The sequence below is a fragment of the Marisediminitalea alba genome, from assembly GCF_002993365.1.
Taxonomy (GTDB): domain Bacteria; phylum Pseudomonadota; class Gammaproteobacteria; order Enterobacterales; family Alteromonadaceae; genus Alteromonas; species Alteromonas alba.
Genome location: NZ_PVNP01000118.1, coordinates 1 through 19,726, shown reverse-complemented (window position 1 = coordinate 19,726; position 19,726 = coordinate 1). Strand labels below are relative to the sequence as shown.

At 48.5% G+C, this 19,726-nt stretch carries 22 protein-coding genes and 1 pseudogene; 15 read left to right on the top strand and 8 right to left on the bottom strand.

The window, feature by feature from the left end:
• Positions 1–51: 51 nt before the first annotated feature.
• The 12 genes from ccoN to rssA all read left to right on the top strand — a co-directional run bounded on the left by ccoN (position 52) and on the right by rssA (position 10,974).
• Positions 52–1,479 carry a cytochrome-c oxidase, cbb3-type subunit I gene (gene ccoN, locus C6Y40_RS11710; RefSeq protein WP_105934751.1) on the top strand — a complete coding sequence of 476 codons (1,428 nt, stop codon included), beginning with the start codon at positions 52–54 and terminating at the stop codon, positions 1,477–1,479.
• Between the two features lie 12 nt (positions 1,480–1,491).
• Positions 1,492–2,097: a cytochrome-c oxidase, cbb3-type subunit II gene (gene ccoO, locus C6Y40_RS11705; RefSeq protein ID WP_105934750.1), complete on the top strand. Its 606-nt coding sequence runs from the start codon at positions 1,492–1,494 to the stop codon at positions 2,095–2,097.
• Between the two features lies 1 nt (position 2,098).
• Positions 2,099–2,260 (top strand): cbb3-type cytochrome oxidase subunit 3, encoded by a 162-nt coding sequence (locus C6Y40_RS11700; RefSeq protein ID WP_105934749.1) that lies wholly within the window; start codon positions 2,099–2,101, stop codon positions 2,258–2,260.
• A 15-nt stretch (positions 2,261–2,275) separates the two neighbouring features.
• Entirely contained in the window at positions 2,276–3,232 is a 957-nt protein-coding gene (gene ccoP / locus C6Y40_RS11695; RefSeq protein WP_105934748.1) for a cytochrome-c oxidase, cbb3-type subunit III, read from the top strand.
• 144 nt (positions 3,233–3,376) lie between these two features.
• The gene (locus C6Y40_RS11690; RefSeq protein ID WP_105934747.1) at positions 3,377–3,868 is read left to right on the top strand and encodes a FixH family protein; all 492 of its coding nucleotides are present in this window, start codon (positions 3,377–3,379) and stop codon (positions 3,866–3,868) included.
• Entirely contained in the window at positions 3,868–6,246 is a 2,379-nt protein-coding gene (locus C6Y40_RS11685; protein WP_105934746.1) for a heavy metal translocating P-type ATPase, read from the top strand. The genes C6Y40_RS11690 and C6Y40_RS11685 overlap by 1 nt, the downstream gene beginning before the upstream one ends.
• Positions 6,247–6,255: 9 nt before the next feature.
• Positions 6,256–6,459, top strand: coding sequence for a cbb3-type cytochrome oxidase assembly protein CcoS (gene ccoS, locus C6Y40_RS11680; protein ID WP_105934745.1), 204 nt, complete (start codon positions 6,256–6,258; stop codon positions 6,457–6,459).
• Positions 6,452–7,120: a sulfite exporter TauE/SafE family protein gene (locus C6Y40_RS11675; protein WP_105934744.1), complete on the top strand. Its 669-nt coding sequence runs from the start codon at positions 6,452–6,454 to the stop codon at positions 7,118–7,120. The genes ccoS and C6Y40_RS11675 overlap by 8 nt, the downstream gene beginning before the upstream one ends.
• Before the next feature lie 26 nt (positions 7,121–7,146).
• On the top strand, positions 7,147–7,884 hold the full coding sequence (gene fnr / locus C6Y40_RS11670) for a fumarate/nitrate reduction transcriptional regulator Fnr (RefSeq protein WP_105934743.1): 738 nt from the start codon (positions 7,147–7,149) through the stop codon (positions 7,882–7,884).
• A gap of 122 nt (positions 7,885–8,006) precedes the next feature.
• Positions 8,007–8,924: a universal stress protein UspE gene (gene uspE / locus C6Y40_RS11665; protein ID WP_105934742.1), complete on the top strand. Its 918-nt coding sequence runs from the start codon at positions 8,007–8,009 to the stop codon at positions 8,922–8,924.
• 137 nt (positions 8,925–9,061) lie between these two features.
• Entirely contained in the window at positions 9,062–9,988 is a 927-nt protein-coding gene (ttcA, locus tag C6Y40_RS11660; protein ID WP_105934741.1) for a tRNA 2-thiocytidine(32) synthetase TtcA, read from the top strand.
• 8 nt (positions 9,989–9,996) lie between these two features.
• Positions 9,997–10,974: a patatin-like phospholipase RssA gene (gene rssA, locus C6Y40_RS11655; protein ID WP_105934740.1), complete on the top strand. Its 978-nt coding sequence runs from the start codon at positions 9,997–9,999 to the stop codon at positions 10,972–10,974.
• Positions 10,975–11,025: 51 nt separating this feature from the next.
• On the opposite strand, the gene C6Y40_RS11650 is transcribed toward rssA, so the two are convergent.
• The 8 genes from C6Y40_RS11650 to C6Y40_RS11615 form a co-directional block, all read right to left on the bottom strand.
• Entirely contained in the window at positions 11,026–11,661 is a 636-nt protein-coding gene (locus C6Y40_RS11650) for a DUF2987 domain-containing protein (protein WP_105934739.1), read from the bottom strand.
• Entirely contained in the window at positions 11,658–12,449 is a 792-nt protein-coding gene (locus C6Y40_RS11645) for a glucosaminidase domain-containing protein (protein ID WP_105934738.1), read from the bottom strand. Before C6Y40_RS11645 ends, C6Y40_RS11650 begins: the two co-directional genes overlap by 4 nt.
• Positions 12,442–13,191: a hypothetical protein gene (locus C6Y40_RS11640; RefSeq protein WP_105934737.1), complete on the bottom strand. Its 750-nt coding sequence runs from the start codon at positions 13,189–13,191 to the stop codon at positions 12,442–12,444. The genes C6Y40_RS11645 and C6Y40_RS11640 overlap by 8 nt, the downstream gene beginning before the upstream one ends.
• Before the next feature lie 76 nt (positions 13,192–13,267).
• Complete coding sequence (locus C6Y40_RS11635; protein WP_105934736.1) at positions 13,268–13,894, bottom strand: LysE family translocator; 627 nt, start codon at positions 13,892–13,894, stop codon at positions 13,268–13,270.
• Positions 13,895–13,908: 14 nt separating this feature from the next.
• Positions 13,909–14,631: a Sir2 family NAD+-dependent deacetylase gene (cobB, locus tag C6Y40_RS11630; RefSeq protein WP_240621932.1), complete on the bottom strand. Its 723-nt coding sequence runs from the start codon at positions 14,629–14,631 to the stop codon at positions 13,909–13,911.
• A complete protein-coding gene (locus tag C6Y40_RS11625) occupies positions 14,624–15,460 on the bottom strand; it encodes a sulfurtransferase (RefSeq protein ID WP_146129555.1) in 837 nt (278 codons plus the stop codon). Before C6Y40_RS11625 ends, cobB begins: the two co-directional genes overlap by 8 nt.
• A 115-nt stretch (positions 15,461–15,575) precedes the next feature.
• On the bottom strand, positions 15,576–16,439 hold the full coding sequence (locus C6Y40_RS11620) for an AraC family transcriptional regulator (RefSeq protein ID WP_105934733.1): 864 nt from the start codon (positions 16,437–16,439) through the stop codon (positions 15,576–15,578).
• An 88-nt stretch (positions 16,440–16,527) separates the two neighbouring features.
• Positions 16,528–17,343: a mechanosensitive ion channel family protein gene (locus tag C6Y40_RS11615; RefSeq protein ID WP_105934771.1), complete on the bottom strand. Its 816-nt coding sequence runs from the start codon at positions 17,341–17,343 to the stop codon at positions 16,528–16,530.
• Positions 17,344–17,684: 341 nt separating this feature from the next.
• Between C6Y40_RS11615 and C6Y40_RS11610 the strand changes: the two genes are divergently transcribed.
• The 3 genes and pseudogenes from C6Y40_RS11610 to C6Y40_RS11600 form a co-directional block, all read left to right on the top strand.
• Positions 17,685–18,833, top strand: a complete 1,149-nt coding sequence (locus C6Y40_RS11610) for a methyl-accepting chemotaxis protein (protein ID WP_105934732.1) — start codon at positions 17,685–17,687, stop codon at positions 18,831–18,833.
• A 9-nt stretch (positions 18,834–18,842) separates the two neighbouring features.
• Positions 18,843–19,511 (top strand): nitrate- and nitrite sensing domain-containing protein, encoded by a 669-nt coding sequence (locus tag C6Y40_RS11605; protein WP_105934731.1) that lies wholly within the window; start codon positions 18,843–18,845, stop codon positions 19,509–19,511.
• 9 nt (positions 19,512–19,520) lie between these two features.
• Positions 19,521–19,726 (top strand): annotated as a pseudogene (locus tag C6Y40_RS11600) (IS1595 family transposase); the annotation flags it as partial.

Genomic DNA, 19,726 nt, shown 5'->3' with positions numbered 1-19,726 from the left:
TAGTATCACGGTTGGAAACCCTTTTTTAAAAGAAGTGGAAGATTCATTACAATGAGTGAAATAAGCCAAGCACAGCCAGATTACAACTATAAAGTTGTACGGCAATTTACCATTATGACCGTTATTTGGGGTATTGTGGGAATGAGCCTTGGGGTATTTATTGCAGCGCAATTATTTGCCCCGGCCCTGAACTTCGACATTCCATGGTTAACCTATTCTCGCCTACGTCCTTTGCACACCAACGCCGTAATTTTTGCTTTCGGTGGCTGTGCATTGTTCGCAACCTCTTACTACATCGTCCAGCGTACCTCTCAGGTTCGCTTGTTCAGCGATAAGCTCGCCGCCTTTACCTTCTGGGGATGGCAGGCCGTTATCGTTGCAGCAGTTTTGACCCTGCCTTTCGGTTATACAACCAGTAAAGAATACGCAGAGCTGGAATGGCCAATCGATATCCTGATTGCCCTGGTGTGGGTTGCTTACATCATTAACTTCTTTGGAACCCTTGCTATACGTAAGGTGTCGCACATTTATGTAGCGAACTGGTTCCTGGGTGCCTTTATGTTGACGGTTGCGGTGTTACATATTGGTAATAGTATGGCGCTTCCTGTTTCATTCATGAAATCCTACTCAATGTATGCTGGTGCCGTAGATGCCATGATGCAATGGTGGTACGGTCACAACGCGGTAGGTTTCTTCCTGACTGCGGGCTTCCTGGGCATGATGTACTACTTCGTACCTAAGCAGGCCGGACGTCCGGTTTACTCGTACCGTCTGTCAGTGGTTCACTTCTGGGCCCTGATTTCACTGTACATCTGGGCGGGTCCTCACCACTTACATTACACTGCCCTGCCGGACTGGACACAGTCTCTGGGTATGGTTATGTCGGTGATCCTGTTCGTACCGTCATGGGGTGGTATGATTAACGGTATCATGACGCTGTCAGGCGCATGGCACAAACTGCGCACCGACCCGGTTCTGCGCTTCCTGATTGTTTCTTTGTCTTTCTACGGTATGTCTACCTTCGAAGGCCCGATGATGGCAATCAAAACTGTCAATGCACTGTCACACTACACTGACTGGACCGTAGGTCACGTACACTCTGGTGCACTGGGCTGGGTTGCAATGGTATCAATTGGTTCAATCTACCACCTGATCCCGCACCTGTTCGGTCAAAAAGCAATGTATTCTACCAAACTGGTCAACGTTCACTTCTGGCTCGCTACCATTGGTGTGGTGCTGTACATCGTAGCAATGTGGATGTCTGGTGTTCTGCAAGGTCTGATGTGGCGTGCAGTTAACGCTGACGGTACCCTGACTTACAGCTTTGTTGAGTCTCTGGAAGCGTCTAAACCATTCTATGTTGTACGTTTCGTGGGTGGCTGCTTCGTTGTTGCCGGTATGTTAATCATGGCTTACAACACTTACAGAACAGTAAGTGCACCGAAAGGTAGCCTGGTTCCAGAACCAGCCGCAGCATAAGGAGTAGTAGAAATGCGTAATCCACATGAAATAGTAGAAAAGAACGTTGGTCTGCTAACGGTTCTTATCTTAATTGCAATCAGCTTCGGTGCTCTGGTTCAGATCACGCCGCTGATGTTCCAACAGCAGGTGATGGAGCCGGTGAAAGGTCTTAAGCCTTACACTGCCCTGCAATTAGAAGGTCGTGATATCTACATCCGTGAAGGTTGTGTAGGTTGTCACAGCCAGATGATTCGCCCATTCCGTGCTGAAACAGAACGTTATGGTCACTATTCAGTTGCTGGTGAGTCAGTATGGGAACACCCGTTCCTGTGGGGCTCTAAGCGTACTGGTCCTGATCTGGCCCGTGTTGGTGGCCGTTACAGTGATGAGTGGCACCGCGTTCATTTGATTAACCCTCGTGATGTTGTACCTGAGTCAAACATGCCAGGCTTCCCATGGTTAGCAGAAAACACGCTGACCGGTGAAGACACCGCTAAGAAGATGGAAGTATTCCAGACGCTGGGCGTGCCTTACACAGCGGAAGACATCGAAGGTGCACAAGCGGCAGTAAAAGGCAAAACCGAAATGGAAGCCCTTATTGCATACCTGCAATCCCTTGGCACATATCTGAAATAATATGGACCAGGGTACTGTAGGCAGCATTTTTACTGTCATCGTCTTCGTCATATTTATAGGCATTGTATGGTGGGCATTTAGCGGTCGTAACAAGAAAAAGTTCGACGAAGCCGCTAACCTACCCTTTGCCGACGAAGACAAAGAAGAATCAAAGAAAGAATAGCGGGAGTTAACACTCATGAGCATGTTTTGGACAATTTGGATTTCCGTGATCACACTGGGGTCCATCGTCGGATGTTATATATTGCTTCGCTGGAACCTGACCAATTACACAGGTCACCCAGAGGGCGAGTCTATGGGACACGAGTTTGACGGCATTGTTGAAATCAACAATCCGCTGCCAAGATGGTGGACCATTCTGTTTTACGCAACAATCGTATGGAGTTTCTTCTACCTCGCTCTGTACCCGGGTTTAGGTTCTTTTGAAGGCTTTTGGGGCTGGAGAAGTTCTAACCAGGACATACGTTCATTAGAAGAGTCAGCTCAAGCACGTATCGATGCTAAAGAGCAAGGCCTGATTGTTGAATATGATCGCGAACTCGATTATGCCGCAGAAAAATTTGACCCAATCTTCGAAGCGTACGCTCAGGTACCGGTAGAAGAACTGGTTAAAAACGAAGAAGCGGTTAAAGTGGGTCAGCGTCTGTTTATGCAAAACTGTTCCCAGTGTCACGGTTCAGATGCCCGCGGTAACATGGGCTTCCCTAACCTGACTGATGATGACTGGCTGTACGGCGGTTCTGGTGCCAAGATCAAAGAAACCCTGATCAACGGTCGTGTAGCAGCAATGCCAGCATGGATCGATGCCATGGGTGAACAAGGTATCAAAGAAACTGTTGCATACGTGTTGAGCCTGAGTGGTCGTGAAATGGAAGAAAATCACGATGCACTGGCCGAAGCTGGTAAAGCCCGCTTCATGGCATGTGCGGCCTGTCACGGTATGGACGGTAAAGGTAACCAAATGCTTGGCGCACCTAACCTGACAGACAACATCTGGCTGTACGGTGGCTCTGAGCGTGCTATTACCGAAACTCTGACCTACGGTCGTAACGGTGTAATGCCTTCGTTCAAGAAAACACTGGGTGACAACAAGATCCACGTAGTTGCTACTTACGTGTACAGCTTGTCTAACTAAGATTTTAAAATATAATGCAAAAGCCTCGTTTTTTACGGGGCTTTTTTATTCGGCACAACCTTAATACCAATTCGCATAAAACCCTGATCAGGTGTTATCCGAATTCGTATTAACAGTTCCATAAAGTTCATCGGGAATGCAGTAATGGAAAAAATCGATACCAAACCCTGGTATAAATACTTCTGGCCGTGGTTTCTGATAGCCGTGCCGGTTTCATCATTTATCATGGCGTATTTCTTAGTAAATTTTGCCGCCAACACCGAAGATTCGTTGGTGGTTGATGATTATTACAAAGAAGGAAAAGCCATTAACGCCAGCATGGCGAAGGTAGAAGAAGCACGCCGCTTACGGATCATGACCGATTTAACAGTGAATGATGGCCAGATTGCGCTGGAGTTTCACAGCGGTATTCCCAGCACTGGTAACGCCCTTAAACTCAACTTTTATCACGTCACACTGCAGGAAAAAGACTTTTCTTTGCTGTTAACCCGGGATGCTAAAGGGGTTTATCGTGGTTTTACCGAGCAGGATACTAACGGTAAATGGCGCGTATCACTAACGCCTATCGATGACAGCTGGAAAGTACAGCAGGAAGTCTCTCTGCCTCGTAAAGATAAGATCCGATTCGTTCCCTGATGAACGTTACTGCCATTGAATGCTACCACTGCGGATTGCCCGCAGAAACTGACAGCCCCTATCATGCCACCATACTTGGTAAAGACAGGGTTATGTGCTGTCCCGGTTGTCAGGCGGTAGCCGAAGCCATTGTTGACAATGGACTGGAAGATTATTATCAGTTTCGTACCGAACCAGCAGCCCGGGGGGATACCGAGTTTCAGGCCACGCTGGGTAAACTGGCGATGTATGACGACCCTTCCCTGCAGGAAGATTTTGTTATTGATGAAGGCAATAACAAACAAATTCAGCTCACTCTAGAGGGAATTACTTGTGCGGCTTGCGGCTGGCTGATAGAAAAGCAACTGGCCAGGGTAAACGGCATCAACCAGGTTTCCGTGAATGTTTCGGAGCGCCGGGCTGCGGTTACCTGGTCTGACGAAGTTATTCATCTGAGCGGCATCTTGAAGGCGCTTAAGAAAATAGGCTATGCAGCACTGCCATTTCAGCCGGATCAACACGAAGCCTCTTACCAGAACGAACAAAAGCAGTTTCTCAAAAAACTGGGGCTCGCCGGGCTGATGACCATGCAGGTCATGATGTTAATGACCGGCCTGTATTTTGATTTGTTTGGTGCTATCGAAGCCGAAACCCGCCAGTATTTTTATTGGGTAGCACTGGTACTGACTACGCCAGTGGTTTTCTATTCAGGCAGTACTTTCTACCTGGGGGCAATTAAAGCCATCAGTGCCCGCACCGTTAATATGGATGTGCCGGTGACTATCGCCGTTTTCGGCACCTATATTGCGGGGATCAAATCCACGTTACTGGAAACCGGGGACGTGTATTTTGAATCCATCTGCATGTTTATTTTTTTGCTGCTGTTAAGCCGCTATCTGGAGCATCGCTCTCGTCATCGGGCAACGCAGATATCCGCCAATATGATGCAGTACATCCCGGTAACCGCTCACCGGCTTAGCGATGATGACAAGGTTGAACCCTGCCTGGCAAAACACCTCAACGTGGGCGATAAAGTACTGGTGAAAGCGGGTGAAACTATTCCGGTAGACGGCCGCATTATCGAAGGCGCATCAGCCATTGATGAGTCTATGCTCACAGGAGAATTTGAGCCGGTTCTGAAAAACACCGGTGCAGCGGTATTCGGCGGTACGGTGAATCAACAAAATACCCTCACAATAGAAGTGCATCAGCAACTAAAATATGCACTGGTAAACCAGATTATTCGCCTGCAATCTACCGCAATGGCCAACAAGCCCAAAGCGGCGCAAATGGCAGATTCGTTTTCTCGCTATTTTGTCATGGCGGTGTTAGCGATTAGTGCCCTAACCTTCACCTACTGGACGGTACAGGGTAACAACGAGGCGTTCTGGATAGCTATTGCGGTACTGGTAGCTACCTGCCCCTGCGCGCTGGGCCTGGCTACGCCGTCGGCACTCACCTGTGCCATGGCCAGACTCAACAAACAGGGAATATTGCTCAAGCGCGCCGATGCTTTGGAGCAAATTACCGGTATCGATACCATTGCCCTTGATAAAACCGGCACCCTCACCGAAGGTAAATTCGGCATTGCCGACCGCTGGTTTGCTAATCCAACACACGCAGAGTATCTGTTTAATATAACGGCAAGCCTGGAATCTCGTTCTGAACATCCTATTAGCAAGGCATTTACTGCCAGCGAGTCACTTGCGGTGAGTGATTTTGAAGTCACTGCCGGCGGCGGTATTCGCGGCTCGGTAGAGGGTAAGCAATATCTGCTTGGCTCAGCCACATTTACCCAGGCAGACCCATCTTATGTGCCGGTAAGCGCCAATGTGTATCTGGTTTGCAATGGCGAGTGCCTGGCTGCCTATGAAGTTACCGACAGCCTCAAAAGCGATACGGCCGAAACGCTCGCCCGGTTAGGTACTTTTCAGTTGGTATTGCTAAGTGGAGATACCCAGCAAAACGTTGATAAACTGGCCGCTAAGCTGCCTTTGGCTGTGGCCACTGGTGAATTAACCCCAGAACAAAAATATCAGGCGGTGCAGACACTGCAGGCTCAGGATCATAAGGTAATGATGCTGGGTGACGGTATTAACGATGCACCGGTACTGGCCAGCGCAGATGTGTCGGTAGCCGTTGGAAATGCCACCGATATTGCCCGCAATGCCGCGGACGTCGTGTTACTGACCGAATCACTGAGCACTGTACCGGCACTGGTTGATATTGCTGCGAAAACTCGCCGCAAAATTCGCCAGAATATTCTCTGGGCGCTGGGCTACAACCTGCTTATTTTACCTTTTGCGGTTTCCGGCCTGTTGTTGCCGTGGATGGCCGTGATCGGTATGTCATTAAGTAGTATCATAGTGGTCTCAAATTCGACCCGGTTATTAAAGTAAGGCGGTATTGTGAGTATTATATATGTGCTGATCCCGTTGGCTATTATTCTGGTCGCGGTAGCGCTGGGAATTTTTTTCTGGGCGGTAAAATCCGACCAGTTTCAGGACCTTGAACGCCAGGGTTACAGCATCCTGTTCGACGACGACTTACCCGAAGAAGAACGTAACCAACAAGCCAAAACCCAGGATAAAGCTAACAGCGATAATGAGTGATTACAGCTTTATCTCGGCATTTATTGTAGGCCTGGCCGGTTCGCTGCATTGCGTGGGCATGTGCGGAGGGATAGCCGGGGCCTTGCGAGCAGCAGTACCTGGCGGCCAGCCCCCTCTTCCCTATATATTCAGTTATAACCTCGGGCGCATTACCAGTTATGCCATTGCCGGAGCCGTAACCGGCGTACTTGGTCAGGTGGCTCGCGCCTCAGTAAGCCATGGCCTGATGATATTTCAGTTACTTAGCGCTGTGATGCTGATTGCCATGGGTTTATATCTGGCTCAGTGGTGGCGTGGTCTTGCCCGCCTGGAAAAACTGGGGAACGGGCTGTGGCAACGCATTCGCCCATGGTCTAAACGTTTTATTCCTTTCAAGTCACCTTTATCGGCGTTTCCTTACGGTTTTATCTGGGGCTGGTTACCCTGTGGACTGGTATATTCAACCCTTACCTGGGCATTAGTCAGTGGTGATGGTTTGTATGGCGCTGCAACAATGGCCGCTTTTGGTCTGGGTACTTTTCCGGCGCTGATTGCTGTGAGCCTGGGGGCCGGCTGGTTATTAAAGCTACTGCAACACCCGAAGACTAAGTCATTGGTCGCAATTTGCCTGATAATATATGCGGTTTTCTTGATTTACCGCACCCTAAACGGTAATAATTAAACGACGCCCACACGGAGACGTAATCTATGTCAAAAGGCTCAGAATTTTCGATTCATTGTCAGAGCTGTAGTTTCAGCCATTTGTGCCTGCCGGTTTCGTTAAATAAAACCGAACTCGATTCGCTCGATGATATTATCGAGCGTAAAAAGCCGCTTCATAAGCACGATAAACTGGTTAAAGCCGGCGATAAATTTAACTCACTGTATGCAGTGCGTGCTGGTTCATTCAAATCTTTTGTTAGCAGCAAAGACGGCGAAGAACAAATCATTGGATTTCATTTCCCCGGTGATATTATCGGCTTTGATGCGCTGCGCGAAAACGCTCACCAGAGTTACACTCAGGCGCTCGAAACCGCTATGGTTTGCGAGTTACCTTATGAAACGCTGGATAAAATGGCGGTGCAGTTTCCGAAACTGCGTCACCAGATCATGAGTTTTATGAGTGCCGAAATTAAGCAGGATCACGATCTGATGATGTTGCTTAACAAGCGAACTGCCGAAGAACGCCTGATTTATTTTCTTGCGCATCTGTCCAAACGCTTTGAGGATCGTGGTTTTTCGCCGCGACAGTTTAACCTGAGTATGACCCGTAACGAGATTGGCAATTACCTTGGCCTGACCGTAGAAACCATCTCTCGCCTGTTAACCCGCTTTCAGAAAGAAGGCATTATTAAGGTTGACGGCAAACTTATCACTATCATCGATTTTGAAGCGATGGATAATAAACTGCATAGTATGGATATCCCCTCTACCACTATCAGTTAAACTGTTATTAAGCTGTTTTTCTCTGGTTTTGAACTATTACTTGATCACGGACAAGTCTGAAACTGGAGAAACAGCTGCTCACGTCGTACACTCATAATGAAACCTTCCCATGGAGAGTCGTTATGATTGAGTACAGCAATATTCTGGCCGTGGTAGAACCTGAAAGGGAAAACCAGCCCGCAATCTCCAGAGCCATTGAACTGGCCGAAAAAACCGGTGCGTCCATCACCGCCCTGATGACCATCTACGATTTTTCATACGAAATGACCACCATGCTATCCGGTGAAGAGCGTGAGGCCATGCGTCAGGCCGTTGTGAACGAGAGAACAGCCTGGCTTAAAGACCAACTGGCAGCATACGGCCAGGCCATAGAGGCGGCCGTGGAGTGGAATAACCGCCCTTACGAAGCCATAATTAAATACGCCCTTGCCAGCAAGGCCGACATTGTGGTGAAAGCAACCCGCTCTCACGATGATTTACGTTCAGTAATCTTTACCCCCACCGACTGGCATTTAGTTCGCAAGTGCCCTGCTCCGGTACTGCTGGTTAAAGAGCACGACTGGCCCCGGGATGGCAAAATTGTAGCGGCAGTTAACGTAGGAACGGAAGACCGCGAACATGCCCAGCTGAATGATCGCCTCACTAATATTGCATTGGATTATGCCAGGTTGCTGAGCGGTCATGTCCATCTGGCCAACTGCTACCCCGGTACGCCGCTAAATATTGCCATTGAGGTGCCCGAGTTTGATCCGGAGTCTTATAATGCCTCGGTGAAAAACCACCACCTTGAAGAAATGGAAAAACACAGTAATCAATACGGCATCCCACTGGATAACTGCCATGTGAAAGAAGGACTACCCGAAAAAGTTATCCCGCAGGTCGCCAAAGAGCTGGATGCCGAGCTGGTGATTATCGGTACCGTGGGTCGCGTGGGAATTTCGGCAGCACTGATTGGCAATACCGCCGAACACGTTATCGATGAACTCAACTGTGATGTACTGGCCATTAAACCCGACGGCTTTGAAAGCCCGGTGAGTTAATTACCCAGGTGAACTAATCAAACGGACCGTGGCAGGATTTAGTTACTGCCGCGGCATGCCAGGCGATTATTCAGGGATGCAGCCTACCCTGGCTTCACGTATAATGGCGCCCATTGCAATATGGGTCCTTCTTTATCATGAGTCTACACATCAACAGCGCCGCGCCGGCAACGAATACCAAGCAAAAATACAGCTTCAATAAGCTACAAAAACGCATACGCCGTAATGTCGGCAAAGCCATTGATGACTTTGGCATGATTGAAGATGGCGACAAGGTAATGGTGTGCTTATCCGGCGGTAAAGATAGCTACACCATGCTGGATGTACTGATGTATCTGCAACGTATTGCACCGATCAGTTTTGACATAGTGGCGGTTAATCTCGACCAGAAGCAACCCGGTTTTCCGGAACATATACTGCCAGAATATCTGCAAAGCCTGGGCGTTGATTATCGTATTGTAGAGGAAGACACCTACTCCATCGTGAAGGATAAGATCCCGGAAGGTAAAACAACCTGCTCTCTTTGCTCACGGTTGCGCCGTGGCATATTGTACCGGACGGCGACGGAGTTGGGCGCCACTAAAATAGCCCTGGGCCATCACCGTGACGATATGCTTGAGACCTTATTCCTTAACATGTTTCACGGTGGTAAGTTAAAGTCTATGCCGCCGAAGCTGGTCAGTGATGACGGCAAACATGTGGTGATCCGCCCGTTGGCATACTGCACTGAGCGGGATATAGAAAAATACGCCACTGCGGTTGAATTTCCCATTATTCCCTGTAACTTATGTGGTTCGCAGGAAAACTTGCAGCGACAGAACATCAAAATGATGTTGCAGGACTGGAACAAACGATTTCCCGGCCGCATCGAGTCAATGTTCAGGGCAATGCAAAATGTTACCCCTTCGCATTTGGTTGATAAAAACCTTCATGACTTTAAGGCCATCAAAGCAACAGGTGAAGCACAACCAGAGGGTGACATCGCCTTCGATGCCCCCGAGTTTGAACCTGGGATCCGCCCTGACACTGCAGACTCCATCAATATCGTAAACCTGACGGAATAAAGGTTGCTATGAAAATAGGCATTGCCCTGGGCTCTGGTGCAGCCCGTGGATGGGCTCACATTGGCGTGATCCAGGCACTCGAAAAACTTGGCGTTAAAATCGACGTAGTTGCAGGCTGTTCTATTGGTGCATATGTAGGTGCAGCCTACGCCAGCGGTCGACTCGAAGAATTAAAAGCCTGGGCTTCATCGTTAACTGAATGGCAAACCCTGAGTCTAATGGGGATCGGTATTCGCCGGGGCGGACTGGCGAGCGGCCAGAAGGTTTTTGATAAACTGTCAGACGAATTTTGCGCCGCGACTTTTGAAACCATGGAAAAACCCTTCGCCTGTGTTGCCACCGACCTGTATTCGGGTCGCGAAGTGGTTTTTAATAAGGGTGATGTTGGCAATTCAATTCAGGCATCCTGTGCTATTCCGGCGTTGTTTTCGCCCATTGCCTACAATGACCGATGGCTGGTAGACGGTGCCGTAGTTAACCCGGTACCGGTAAACCTGTGCCGCCAGTTAGGTGCCGACTTTGTTATAGCGGTTAACCTCAACGCTGATTTCAGACCATTACAGATAGCCCGGGAAACCGCCAAGCACGAAGAAACACAGGAAAAGAACGAGCATTTCTTTAAGAAAAGTCAGGATGTAGTACGCCAGTGGTTCTCACCCGAGCCCAAGGACAACAACAAACAGGCGCCGGGCATATTAAGTGTGATGAGCAGCTCTCTGGAAATTCTTCAGGCCAGGGTTACCCGCTCCCGCCTTGCCGGCGAGCCGCCGGATATCTTAATCGAGCCAACGTTAACCGATGTTGGCCTGATGGAGTTTCACCGCTGTGCAGAGCTCTGTGAAACCGGTGAGCAGGTAGTAAAACGTCTGGCAGAACAAATTCGTTATCAACTGGTGCTCGATGAAGTCTTACCGCCATCACAAGTGGATCCTGATGCACTGGAAGCGCCTAAGGCGCCGGACGAAGCAAATGAAGAAATCAGCTAATCACAAAAAAGGGGCTGAATAAGCCCCTTTTCGTTGTGACATACCGCGCGTTCAGCTTTTAGCCAGCGCGGTAATACGCAACGGTTCAACCGGCAGTTTTAATGGCTTGCCCTGCTCTAACCAGTCATTATCCAGCATTAACATCCCATTAGTAATGTCCGGTGCACCGGGTACCGGTGCGTCGAGTTCGTCGTCATCAAAGCGAAAGGTCAGGCCTTTTACCGAAGGCATCATAAACGACAGGAATCCGCCCATCTCGTTAAAGAAGGCTTCATATTGTTGTTTGATGAAAGCCAGGTCTTCTGCGGTATATTCAGTTTTTACGTAATCAGCGGTAGTTTCTATCTGCACTGACATATCACATAAATTAGCGGCTTCACCAAGGTCAATTACAATGTATGCATCGGCTAACTTAAGGGCCCGTTCATTGGGAACTAAAAAGCGGTTTTCAGGTGTAACCGTTAAGGGAATATCCTGTTTTTGGGTAACAATGGTGGCCTGATTAATGGGGCATAAATTACTGGTGCCTACTCTTAAAAAGCCAAAGGCAAATTGCAGTGCAGAGGTGCTTTCGTCGCCTATTTTATTAATGTGGCTGTAAAAGCGTTTGTATTCCACTTCAATTTGCTCAGCGCCAGCACTAAAGGCAGAGGCAAGCAGGCTCAGTGCTACTAAGGTACGTTTCATTCGGTGATAAACCCTTTGTTGTATCGGATCATATTCTGAAGTTCATTAACATAAGCGGCACCACGCTCAGAGTAGTTCATTAACCCTTCTGCCAGTGCCAGGCCTGTTACCGGTAATTGTGCCCGACGTAAAGAGGCTCTGATATGACGTAGCTCACGATAAGCATCATGACGGTTAATATTTCGCATATAGGTGTAGGTAGCGCGCGATAAATTTTCAAATTTTGCGACCTCATGACTGGCACCACTATTACGTCGTGCCGGTACAAAACCGCAGCCTTTTTGATAACACCACAAACCAAAAAAGTTGTAACCTTGCTGAGCGAACCGCGAAGTCCCCCAGGCCGACTCATTCGCGGCCTGCATCAAAACCAGTTCAACCGGTAAAATATCCACTTTATTTAGCAATTTAGGGATTTGCGCGTCGGCCGGTAAATCCTTATCAACGCGATATTCACCCGCCAGCCATTCCAGGCGCTCATCGTCGTCTTCTGTCAGACTATTACCTGCCGCAAGCTGGCGCTGTAAGGTTTGCAAATAATGACGCAAACTCAGTAAGTAATCATTTTGCTTTTCCACCTCAGGTCTTAAGTAGGCAAAGAACGCTTTTTTCTTTTCTGTGGTGTCTTCTATCGCTTTAAAATCAGGAACAGGTTGCTCGGCCTGCTCGGTTTCCGGTACATCCAGAATATCGGGTTCACTGGTACCGGTCATCCACGCAAGCACCACCATCAGCGCCATAATGGCAATTGCGATAAGGATGATCTTACTGGTTTCCCGTTTATGCATCGAGTATCGAATCCTCTTTGGTTGGGTGTATTTGTTGGGGCGCGTCATCAAGGCCAAACAGATCAACGTATAGACGGCCCATAACCAACGAATATACCGGCCCTACCCACAAAATAGCCAGCCCCATGGTAAACAAAACCAACACAAACATCATGATAAATGCGAGTAATAACAGTGTGAAGGGTAATAAATAGCGGTTGGTGACCCGCGCAGAAAGAATGATTGACTGCATCAGACCAAGGCGCTTTTCAACCAGTAACACTACTGTAAACTGGGTGACCAGGTAGACATACAATCCCGGCAGGATAAGCAGATTAAGACCAACCTGCATGACCAGGCTGATTAGCAAATTTGCAGTAACCAACACCAGAATATAAGAGAAATACTGAAACAGCTCATTAATACTGGCTGCCTTGTGACTAACCAGTTTTATGCCAAGCATGCGAAAGCCAACAATCATCGGCGTCATCAGCACCAGCATAGCTATGTCGAGCAGACCGGCGTTCCCCGACTGCATACTTTCCACCGATGTCATGTCCAGCGCCAACAGATTAATCATTATCACCATGGCACCAAGGCCAATGGCCATCAGCAAACCGGTGGCTTTTAACAATAAGCCCAGATGCTGCTTATACAAGCTTTGCGCCTCGGCAAACAGTTGGCGGATATTAAACTGATATTCACCGGCCAGAGCACGTTCCAGAGCGGAGCTGTTAGCTGGTGGTTGATTATTGTCGGTCAAAATGTCGTCTCATCGGATAATCCCGGCGGGGAGTATAGCATTGCCATCAGGCTGGCCCAAACTACAAACCACCGACTCAGAGTGTTACCAATCGTATTGCCAGCGCCACTAACACTACACCCATTAACCGGTCCAGCCAGTAACCTTTATCGCCAATTAGTTTGGCCACTCTAGAGGTGCTTAGCAGATAAGATAAAAAGCAAAACCATACGCCAGTGGCGAACGCCAGATAAACGCCATAAATAGCCTTTACGGCAAAGGGCGTTTCAATATTAATAATGGCGGTAAAAAGTGATAAAAAGAACAAGGTAGCCTTTGGATTCAGGCCATTGGTAAGAAACCCGCTTAGCAGTGCCTTTTTAGGACTGATAGCGGCGGTCTGCCCTGTTGCAGAGACCGTTGCAGCAGAATCCGACGGGCCGGCACGCAGCGCTCCCCAGGCAAGATAAAGTAAATAAGCTGCCGACAAATAGCTGATGGCCGAGTAAAGCCATGGGGTTGTTTTAATAACTACGCTCAGACCGATTAACGAATACGCTACGTGCAGCAATATTCCTAATCCAACCCCCACACTGGTATACATGGCAATGCGCCGGCCGTAACTGATGCTGTTACGAACAACAATGGCAAAATCAGGTCCGGGACTCGCGACCGCTACCAAATGCACCAGGGCAATGGTGATAAACTCACTCAGATAATCCATAAGTAACGATTCGCTCAGCAATGATCCTGAATAAACCGGGTGACAAACTCCGGCAGGGTTTTCCCCGCCTGCCCGACAATTTTTTCTTCAAACAAAGAATTTTGCTGACTCAGTTCCAGGTTGATTTCGATGGTTCGCGCGCCGCTGTCGGCTGCCATTGCCACAAAATTAGCCGCCGGATACACCTGACCGGATGTGCCAACTGCAATAAATACATCGGCCTGGGCCAGTGCCATGATGATATCGTCCATATGCATCGGCACCTCACCAAACCACACGATATCCGGGCGCATTTGCTCGCCTGGCAAACAACAACGGCACTCAGTGGTGTCATCAAAGTCATCGTGCCAGGGTATTGCTCTGCCGGTACTACAGCAACGAGCTGAGAGTAACTTGCCGTGCATATGCAGTACCCGTTTGCTGCCGGCGCGCTCGTGGAGGTCGTCGACGTTTTGGGTAACCAGTAAAAATTGTTCGCCCAACGCCTGCTCTAAATCGGCTAACGCTTTGTGCGCCGGATTTGGCTGCACATCGGGTTGCTGCAATTGGGCCCTGCGTTCATTGTAAAAGCGATAAACCAATGCGGGATTAGCAGTAAAGCCCTCTGGCGTGGCGACGTCTTCAACCCGATGGTTTTCCCACAATCCGTTGTTATCGCGAAAAGTTTTAAGGCCTGACTCTGCCGATACACCAGCTCCGGTTAACACGACGACCCGGGGTTTATACGTATTATTCATGGTTAACCTCAACCGGTAATGATGGATCACCTCCCCATTCAGACCAGGAGCCGTCATAAACTGTTACCTGTTGTGCACCAGCCTCCAGCGCTGCCAATCCAATTACGCAGGCGGTAACACCCGACCCACAGGAACAAATAACCGGTTTGGTTAAATCGATACCCTGTTCGACAAAATAGTCTTTCAATGCCGCGGGCGATTTAAGGGTTGTACCGTTATCCAGTAATTCAGTAAAAGGGACGTTAACTGCCCCGGGCATATGACCACTGCGCAACCCGGCGCGGGGCTCCGGAGCACTGCCCTCAAAGCGCGGGCGGCTTCTGGCATCCCAGATAGTGACTGACGGCTCTTTGATAGCAGCAAGGACTTGGTCGGTGTTGCAGAACCATTCATCGCAGGCAGCACCGGTAAACGCTTGGGGGCTAGGTTCGGCGGGTTGGCTGACCACTTCATGACCAGCGGCTTTCCAGGCCGGTAGCCCGCCATTTAACACGGCTGCATTACTATGGCCCATTGCCATTAGCATCCACCAAACACGGGGCGCGCAAAATAGGCCTGAGTTATCGTAAATCAGTACTGGCTTATCGGTGGTGATACCGAGTTTGCCAAACAATGCGCTAAGCGACGCCTGCTCTGGTAAGGTATGCGGGAGTGACGAAGAGTGATCGCTGCCCTCGCCGTCCAAATCGAACTTAATGGCACCAGGAATAAATCCATCGGCCGGCTCATCGGCCTGGCCTGACACCGGATTGGTCATGGAAGCAAACAACACAACGTAGTCAGTTAAGTTGCTTGCACTAATATCGTTTACCGAAATAAGTCGCGGCAATGCTATCTCCCCAAGGTGCAACAAAAAATGACTGCATCACCCCGTATAAGCAGTACAAGGGTGATATGAGATATTGCTTGGGTTGATTATGCCAAAATTCCGCTGATATTTTAAATTATTTACTTAATAACAGCAGGATATGCGACTGAGCCTGATGATAAGGTACTTCAGGATAAAAGCTGAGTCGCTCTACAATCACCGGAAAATCACCGGCTTGTTCATTATGCTGAGCGAGAAAATCGGTGGTTATGAAGTTTACCGCTGCTTCCAGTACCTTCTCACCTCCGGTGATTTTCAGGCTAGCGTAACGCCCAGCGGGGATAGTATCGAAACGCATGTTATCTTCCATAGCTACCTGTTTAGCAGGCCTTTCGCAGGCCAGATCGAAGCAAAACGCCTCTGGCGCAACGGTAGTTGGATCGTTATGCAAAAAGTTAAACGTACGGTACTGGGTTGGCGGCAGTTTGTGTTCCCGGCGCCAACCGATAAAACGCTGAATACTGCCATTCAATCTGGCTGGATGTCCGCTATGACGCAGTGCGCAGACCTCCAGCGAAGGTAAAGAAACTATTGAGGTTTGAGTGTTAAAATTGTCATGTGGAGGTACGGACATAGTGCTGATTTCCTCATTCCATTGATGTAAATAGGACTGTAACGGTGACGTTATAGTGACTGGTTGAGCTTTAAACTGAGTTGGCGTGTAGCCGGTTACCCGTTTGAACGCCCTGCTGAAACTGTCCGGGGACTCATAACCACAGTCAAAAGCAATATCGGTAACCGATAGCCAGGTACGGTATGACAACAAAAAGTAGCCGCGCTGAAGACGGATAAGTTCATTTAACTTCCCCGGGCCCAGCCCAAGTTTTTGCTGGCACACGCGCTGAAAATGGCATGGACTGTAGCCGGCGACTTTGGCCAGCTGAGCGAGGGAAATACTCTGATCATGATGAGTTTGAAGATAATCCAGTACGTTTTGCACAGCGGCGTACCTGCTTTAACTGACTGTTGGTAGGGCTACCCTATCAAACCCCGGAGTGCCCTGCCCGACAGATATTGCGATAGTGAGCTTAAAGCATTCTGACTTCCCGCTGCGGGAAGGGAATATCGACTTGTGCTTGCTGTAACGCAGCAAAGATGGCGGCATTTAACGCATAACGAATCTCGAAATGACGGTTGGGATCGGCCCACACCCGTACGCCAAAATTAATGCTACTATCGCCAAAGCTGTCTACACCAATGGCCGCGGCTTTCTCTTGTGACAAACCATCTACCGTAGCAACTGCTTCGCTAATTACCCGGGTAACGTGTTCGATATCACTGGCATAGGCCACGCCAATCTCCAGCTCTATGAGCATTTGCGCAGCTGAGTTATGCAGGATTTCACCCACTATTAATTTATTGGGGATTTGGATAGAAACGTTATCTTCGTTGATCAGAATGGTGTAAGGCAGCATAACCTTATCCACCACGCCGGCCACACCACAAACCTGGATGGTATCGCCAACCACAAACGGTCGGGTAATTATGATGGTAAAACCTGCCGCATAGTTAGCCAGCATGCCCTGAATAGCCAGGCCAGCACCTAAACCCACGGCGCCAACGGCTGCAATCAGCGGTGTGACACTGATACCAATATTGCCCAGCGCAATAATGATCACCAGACCTAAAATAATGAGTTTGCTGGCACCCCCGGTAAAACGGCTGAGCGTAATATCAATATTACGCCCCACCATCATGTTCTCAACTACATTACCGATTTTGGCGGCAATCCACCAACCAATCAGCAATATAACCAGCGCACCGGCTATCTGAAAGCTGTAGGTAACGGCATATTCAATCAGAGTATCGTAAAGGGCCTGAGCTTGTTGTAATTCTTCTTGCATAATAGCCGGCATAGGAATGACTAAAAGAGTTAACAGAATAAACAACAATGCCGTTCTTCACAAGCAAATGGCCAGCCTGTGTTAATTGATGCGCCAGTGCGGGACTTAATGTATTCGGCATGGGGATGACTAGCGTGCCGCAGACATAAAAAAATGATAAAATACCTACTTTGGGGCAAGATTGATTCATTTCGGTGCACATTTACCACTTATCCAATATAAGTTATTCATTTTATTCACTTCATAAATGCTAAAAGCTGGTCTTTACTTTGCAGGTTATTATTCTGTAATAATTTAACTACATTGCCTGTTAAATGGATTAAAGCGGAAAAGGAAGCCGAATGAAGACACTGATTGAATCACCTTCTCTGATACTGATACAGGCATTTGGTTTAAAGGAGACAGCATTTCTAATTGTATTTAGTAATATGGCCGGTTATTTATACATAGCCTTTACGCCTGTTGCCTACCTGCCTGTGACCATAGTGTGCGGATTGCTGATGACCTGGCTGGTTGCTTCCATGCTGACCTGTTTACTCGATGAACTGTTCATTATTGATGCCCTGCTGGCTGACGCCAGTAAAAGCCATAATGAATTTGAGCTGATCACCAGAGCACCACGCATCCTGACCAATCACATGAAGTCGGTATTCGATTTAACTAAGGAAATTTCACGGGAGCGGGACAAACTGGAAGAATACTTCTCCGAAATGAAATATTCCTCGCTGCAGATGATTGAATCGGCCAACAAGGTATCGGTAAATGCTACCGAACAATCAGCCGCTACTGAATCTACCGCTGCTGCAGTAAATGAGCTTACGGTATCTCTGGGAGAGATTGTAGAAAAGTTCACCCTGGTAAACGAAGCGGCCGAACGGGCGAGCGATTTTGCTCATCAGGGCTCACAAAACATTGCCGACCTGGTGAGTGAATTTGCTCTGGTGCAACAGGAGGTTGCGCAAACACAGCAAGCGATAATCGAGTTAGGTCAATCCGTAGAGGCAGTACTGGGCCTGACCAGTGCTATTCAGAGCATCGCAGAACAAACCAATTTACTGGCTCTGAACGCCTCCATTGAAGCTGCCAGGGCGGGCGATATGGGCCGCGGGTTTGCAGTAGTAGCCGATGAAGTGCGCAACCTCGCTGAAGACAGCCGTAAAACGGCCGACACCATTAGCCAGCGAATGGCAGACCTTGATAGCCAGCGCATTGTGGTAGCCGATAAAATGCAAAGCGTTACCGTCCACTCGCAAATATGCTCAGACAAGGCGAACAGTGCCGCCGAAATGCTGGCCCAGATTGAAACCGAATCTGAAAACTCAAAATCTCAGGTCAACGAAGTCTCGGCCATAACCACCCAACAAAGTAAAGCCACCGAGGAAATTTCAAAAAGTATTGAACGAGTTGTGGAAGGCGCCATGGAAAATGCCAGCATTGCTCGTCAGACGTCTACCGTGGCCGATTATCTGCGCACCCTTACAACCCGCTAGGAGAAACCAATGATTGCTATCATTTCAGGGATGATTATCTTGTTGTTTGTGTTGGTGGGTATTCAGCTATCCATTACCAGAAAACAGCAAAAAGAAAACTTCAGAGCGACATTGAAACTGGTTGCCATTATTAAGCGCATCATTGGCCTTAGCCAGAAGCACCGGGGATTAACTGCTACTTACCTGCAAGGCAATCAGGCGGTAGCGGGTGAACTGCACGAAATCAGGCGTAACATTGAGTTGCTCATTAGTGATGCTAACCAGATTGGCCTGACAACCAGTGAGGCACGCTGGGAAGCCTACCTGGATCACTGGCGACGGCTCGAATCAACCAGTATGCAACTTACACCACCTGAGAGTTTTAAACAGCATACCAGCCTGATTGAAACCTTATTATACCTGCTACAGGACGTAGCCGAACACATCGAGTTTGCCGAGACCGACCAGTCTGTGAATGAGGCGCATTTTTTGTGGCGGGAATTTCCTCAACTGGTGGAATATATCGGCCAGGCCAGGGCCGTAGGCGTAGCTACCGCAACCAAAGGAGAATCGACTCAAATTGATAAAGTAAAACTGGGCTATCTCTGCGAAAAGATAAATCTGATGAGTGACACCGTGTTTAATAAAGGCTATGTTCTGCTAAATTGTTGCTATACTGTATATGAATACAGTTATTGAGGGTTGATCATGATCCCAGCACAATTTACAAAGCTTATAGCCGAGTTAGAACACTTAACAGATAGTCAAACCCGTTATGTTGAGAAGCTGCTGAAAGGCACTGATAGCGTCTCACAGTTGATAACAGAGCTTGAGGAGCGGATGGTTGAAAACCCTGAATGTCCGCACTGCCATAGCTCACTGATCAATCGGCACGGCAAGGTAAACAAGATGCA

What these genes read in the sequence shown, in the direction of transcription:
- ccoN (WP_105934751.1), top strand. Translation starts at nt 52, where the DNA reads ATGAGTGAAATAAGCCAAGCACAGCCAGATTACAACTATAAAGTTGTA.
- ccoO (WP_105934750.1), top strand. Translation starts at nt 1,492, where the DNA reads ATGCGTAATCCACATGAAATAGTAGAAAAGAACGTTGGTCTGCTAACG.
- C6Y40_RS11700 (WP_105934749.1), top strand. Translation starts at nt 2,099, where the DNA reads ATGGACCAGGGTACTGTAGGCAGCATTTTTACTGTCATCGTCTTCGTC.
- ccoP (WP_105934748.1), top strand. Translation starts at nt 2,276, where the DNA reads ATGAGCATGTTTTGGACAATTTGGATTTCCGTGATCACACTGGGGTCC.
- C6Y40_RS11690 (WP_105934747.1), top strand. Translation starts at nt 3,377, where the DNA reads ATGGAAAAAATCGATACCAAACCCTGGTATAAATACTTCTGGCCGTGG.
- C6Y40_RS11685 (WP_105934746.1), top strand. Translation starts at nt 3,868, where the DNA reads ATGAACGTTACTGCCATTGAATGCTACCACTGCGGATTGCCCGCAGAA.
- C6Y40_RS11675 (WP_105934744.1), top strand. Translation starts at nt 6,452, where the DNA reads ATGAGTGATTACAGCTTTATCTCGGCATTTATTGTAGGCCTGGCCGGT.
- fnr (WP_105934743.1), top strand. Translation starts at nt 7,147, where the DNA reads ATGTCAAAAGGCTCAGAATTTTCGATTCATTGTCAGAGCTGTAGTTTC.
- uspE (WP_105934742.1), top strand. Translation starts at nt 8,007, where the DNA reads ATGATTGAGTACAGCAATATTCTGGCCGTGGTAGAACCTGAAAGGGAA.
- ttcA (WP_105934741.1), top strand. Translation starts at nt 9,062, where the DNA reads ATGAGTCTACACATCAACAGCGCCGCGCCGGCAACGAATACCAAGCAA.
- rssA (WP_105934740.1), top strand. Translation starts at nt 9,997, where the DNA reads ATGAAAATAGGCATTGCCCTGGGCTCTGGTGCAGCCCGTGGATGGGCT.
- C6Y40_RS11650 (WP_105934739.1), bottom strand. Translation starts at nt 11,661, where the DNA reads ATGAAACGTACCTTAGTAGCACTGAGCCTGCTTGCCTCTGCCTTTAGT.
- C6Y40_RS11645 (WP_105934738.1), bottom strand. Translation starts at nt 12,449, where the DNA reads ATGCATAAACGGGAAACCAGTAAGATCATCCTTATCGCAATTGCCATT.
- C6Y40_RS11635 (WP_105934736.1), bottom strand. Translation starts at nt 13,894, where the DNA reads ATGGATTATCTGAGTGAGTTTATCACCATTGCCCTGGTGCATTTGGTA.
- cobB (WP_240621932.1), bottom strand. Translation starts at nt 14,631, where the DNA reads ATGAATAATACGTATAAACCCCGGGTCGTCGTGTTAACCGGAGCTGGT.
- C6Y40_RS11615 (WP_105934771.1), bottom strand. Translation starts at nt 17,343, where the DNA reads ATGCAAGAAGAATTACAACAAGCTCAGGCCCTTTACGATACTCTGATT.
- C6Y40_RS11610 (WP_105934732.1), top strand. Translation starts at nt 17,685, where the DNA reads ATGAAGACACTGATTGAATCACCTTCTCTGATACTGATACAGGCATTT.
- C6Y40_RS11605 (WP_105934731.1), top strand. Translation starts at nt 18,843, where the DNA reads ATGATTGCTATCATTTCAGGGATGATTATCTTGTTGTTTGTGTTGGTG.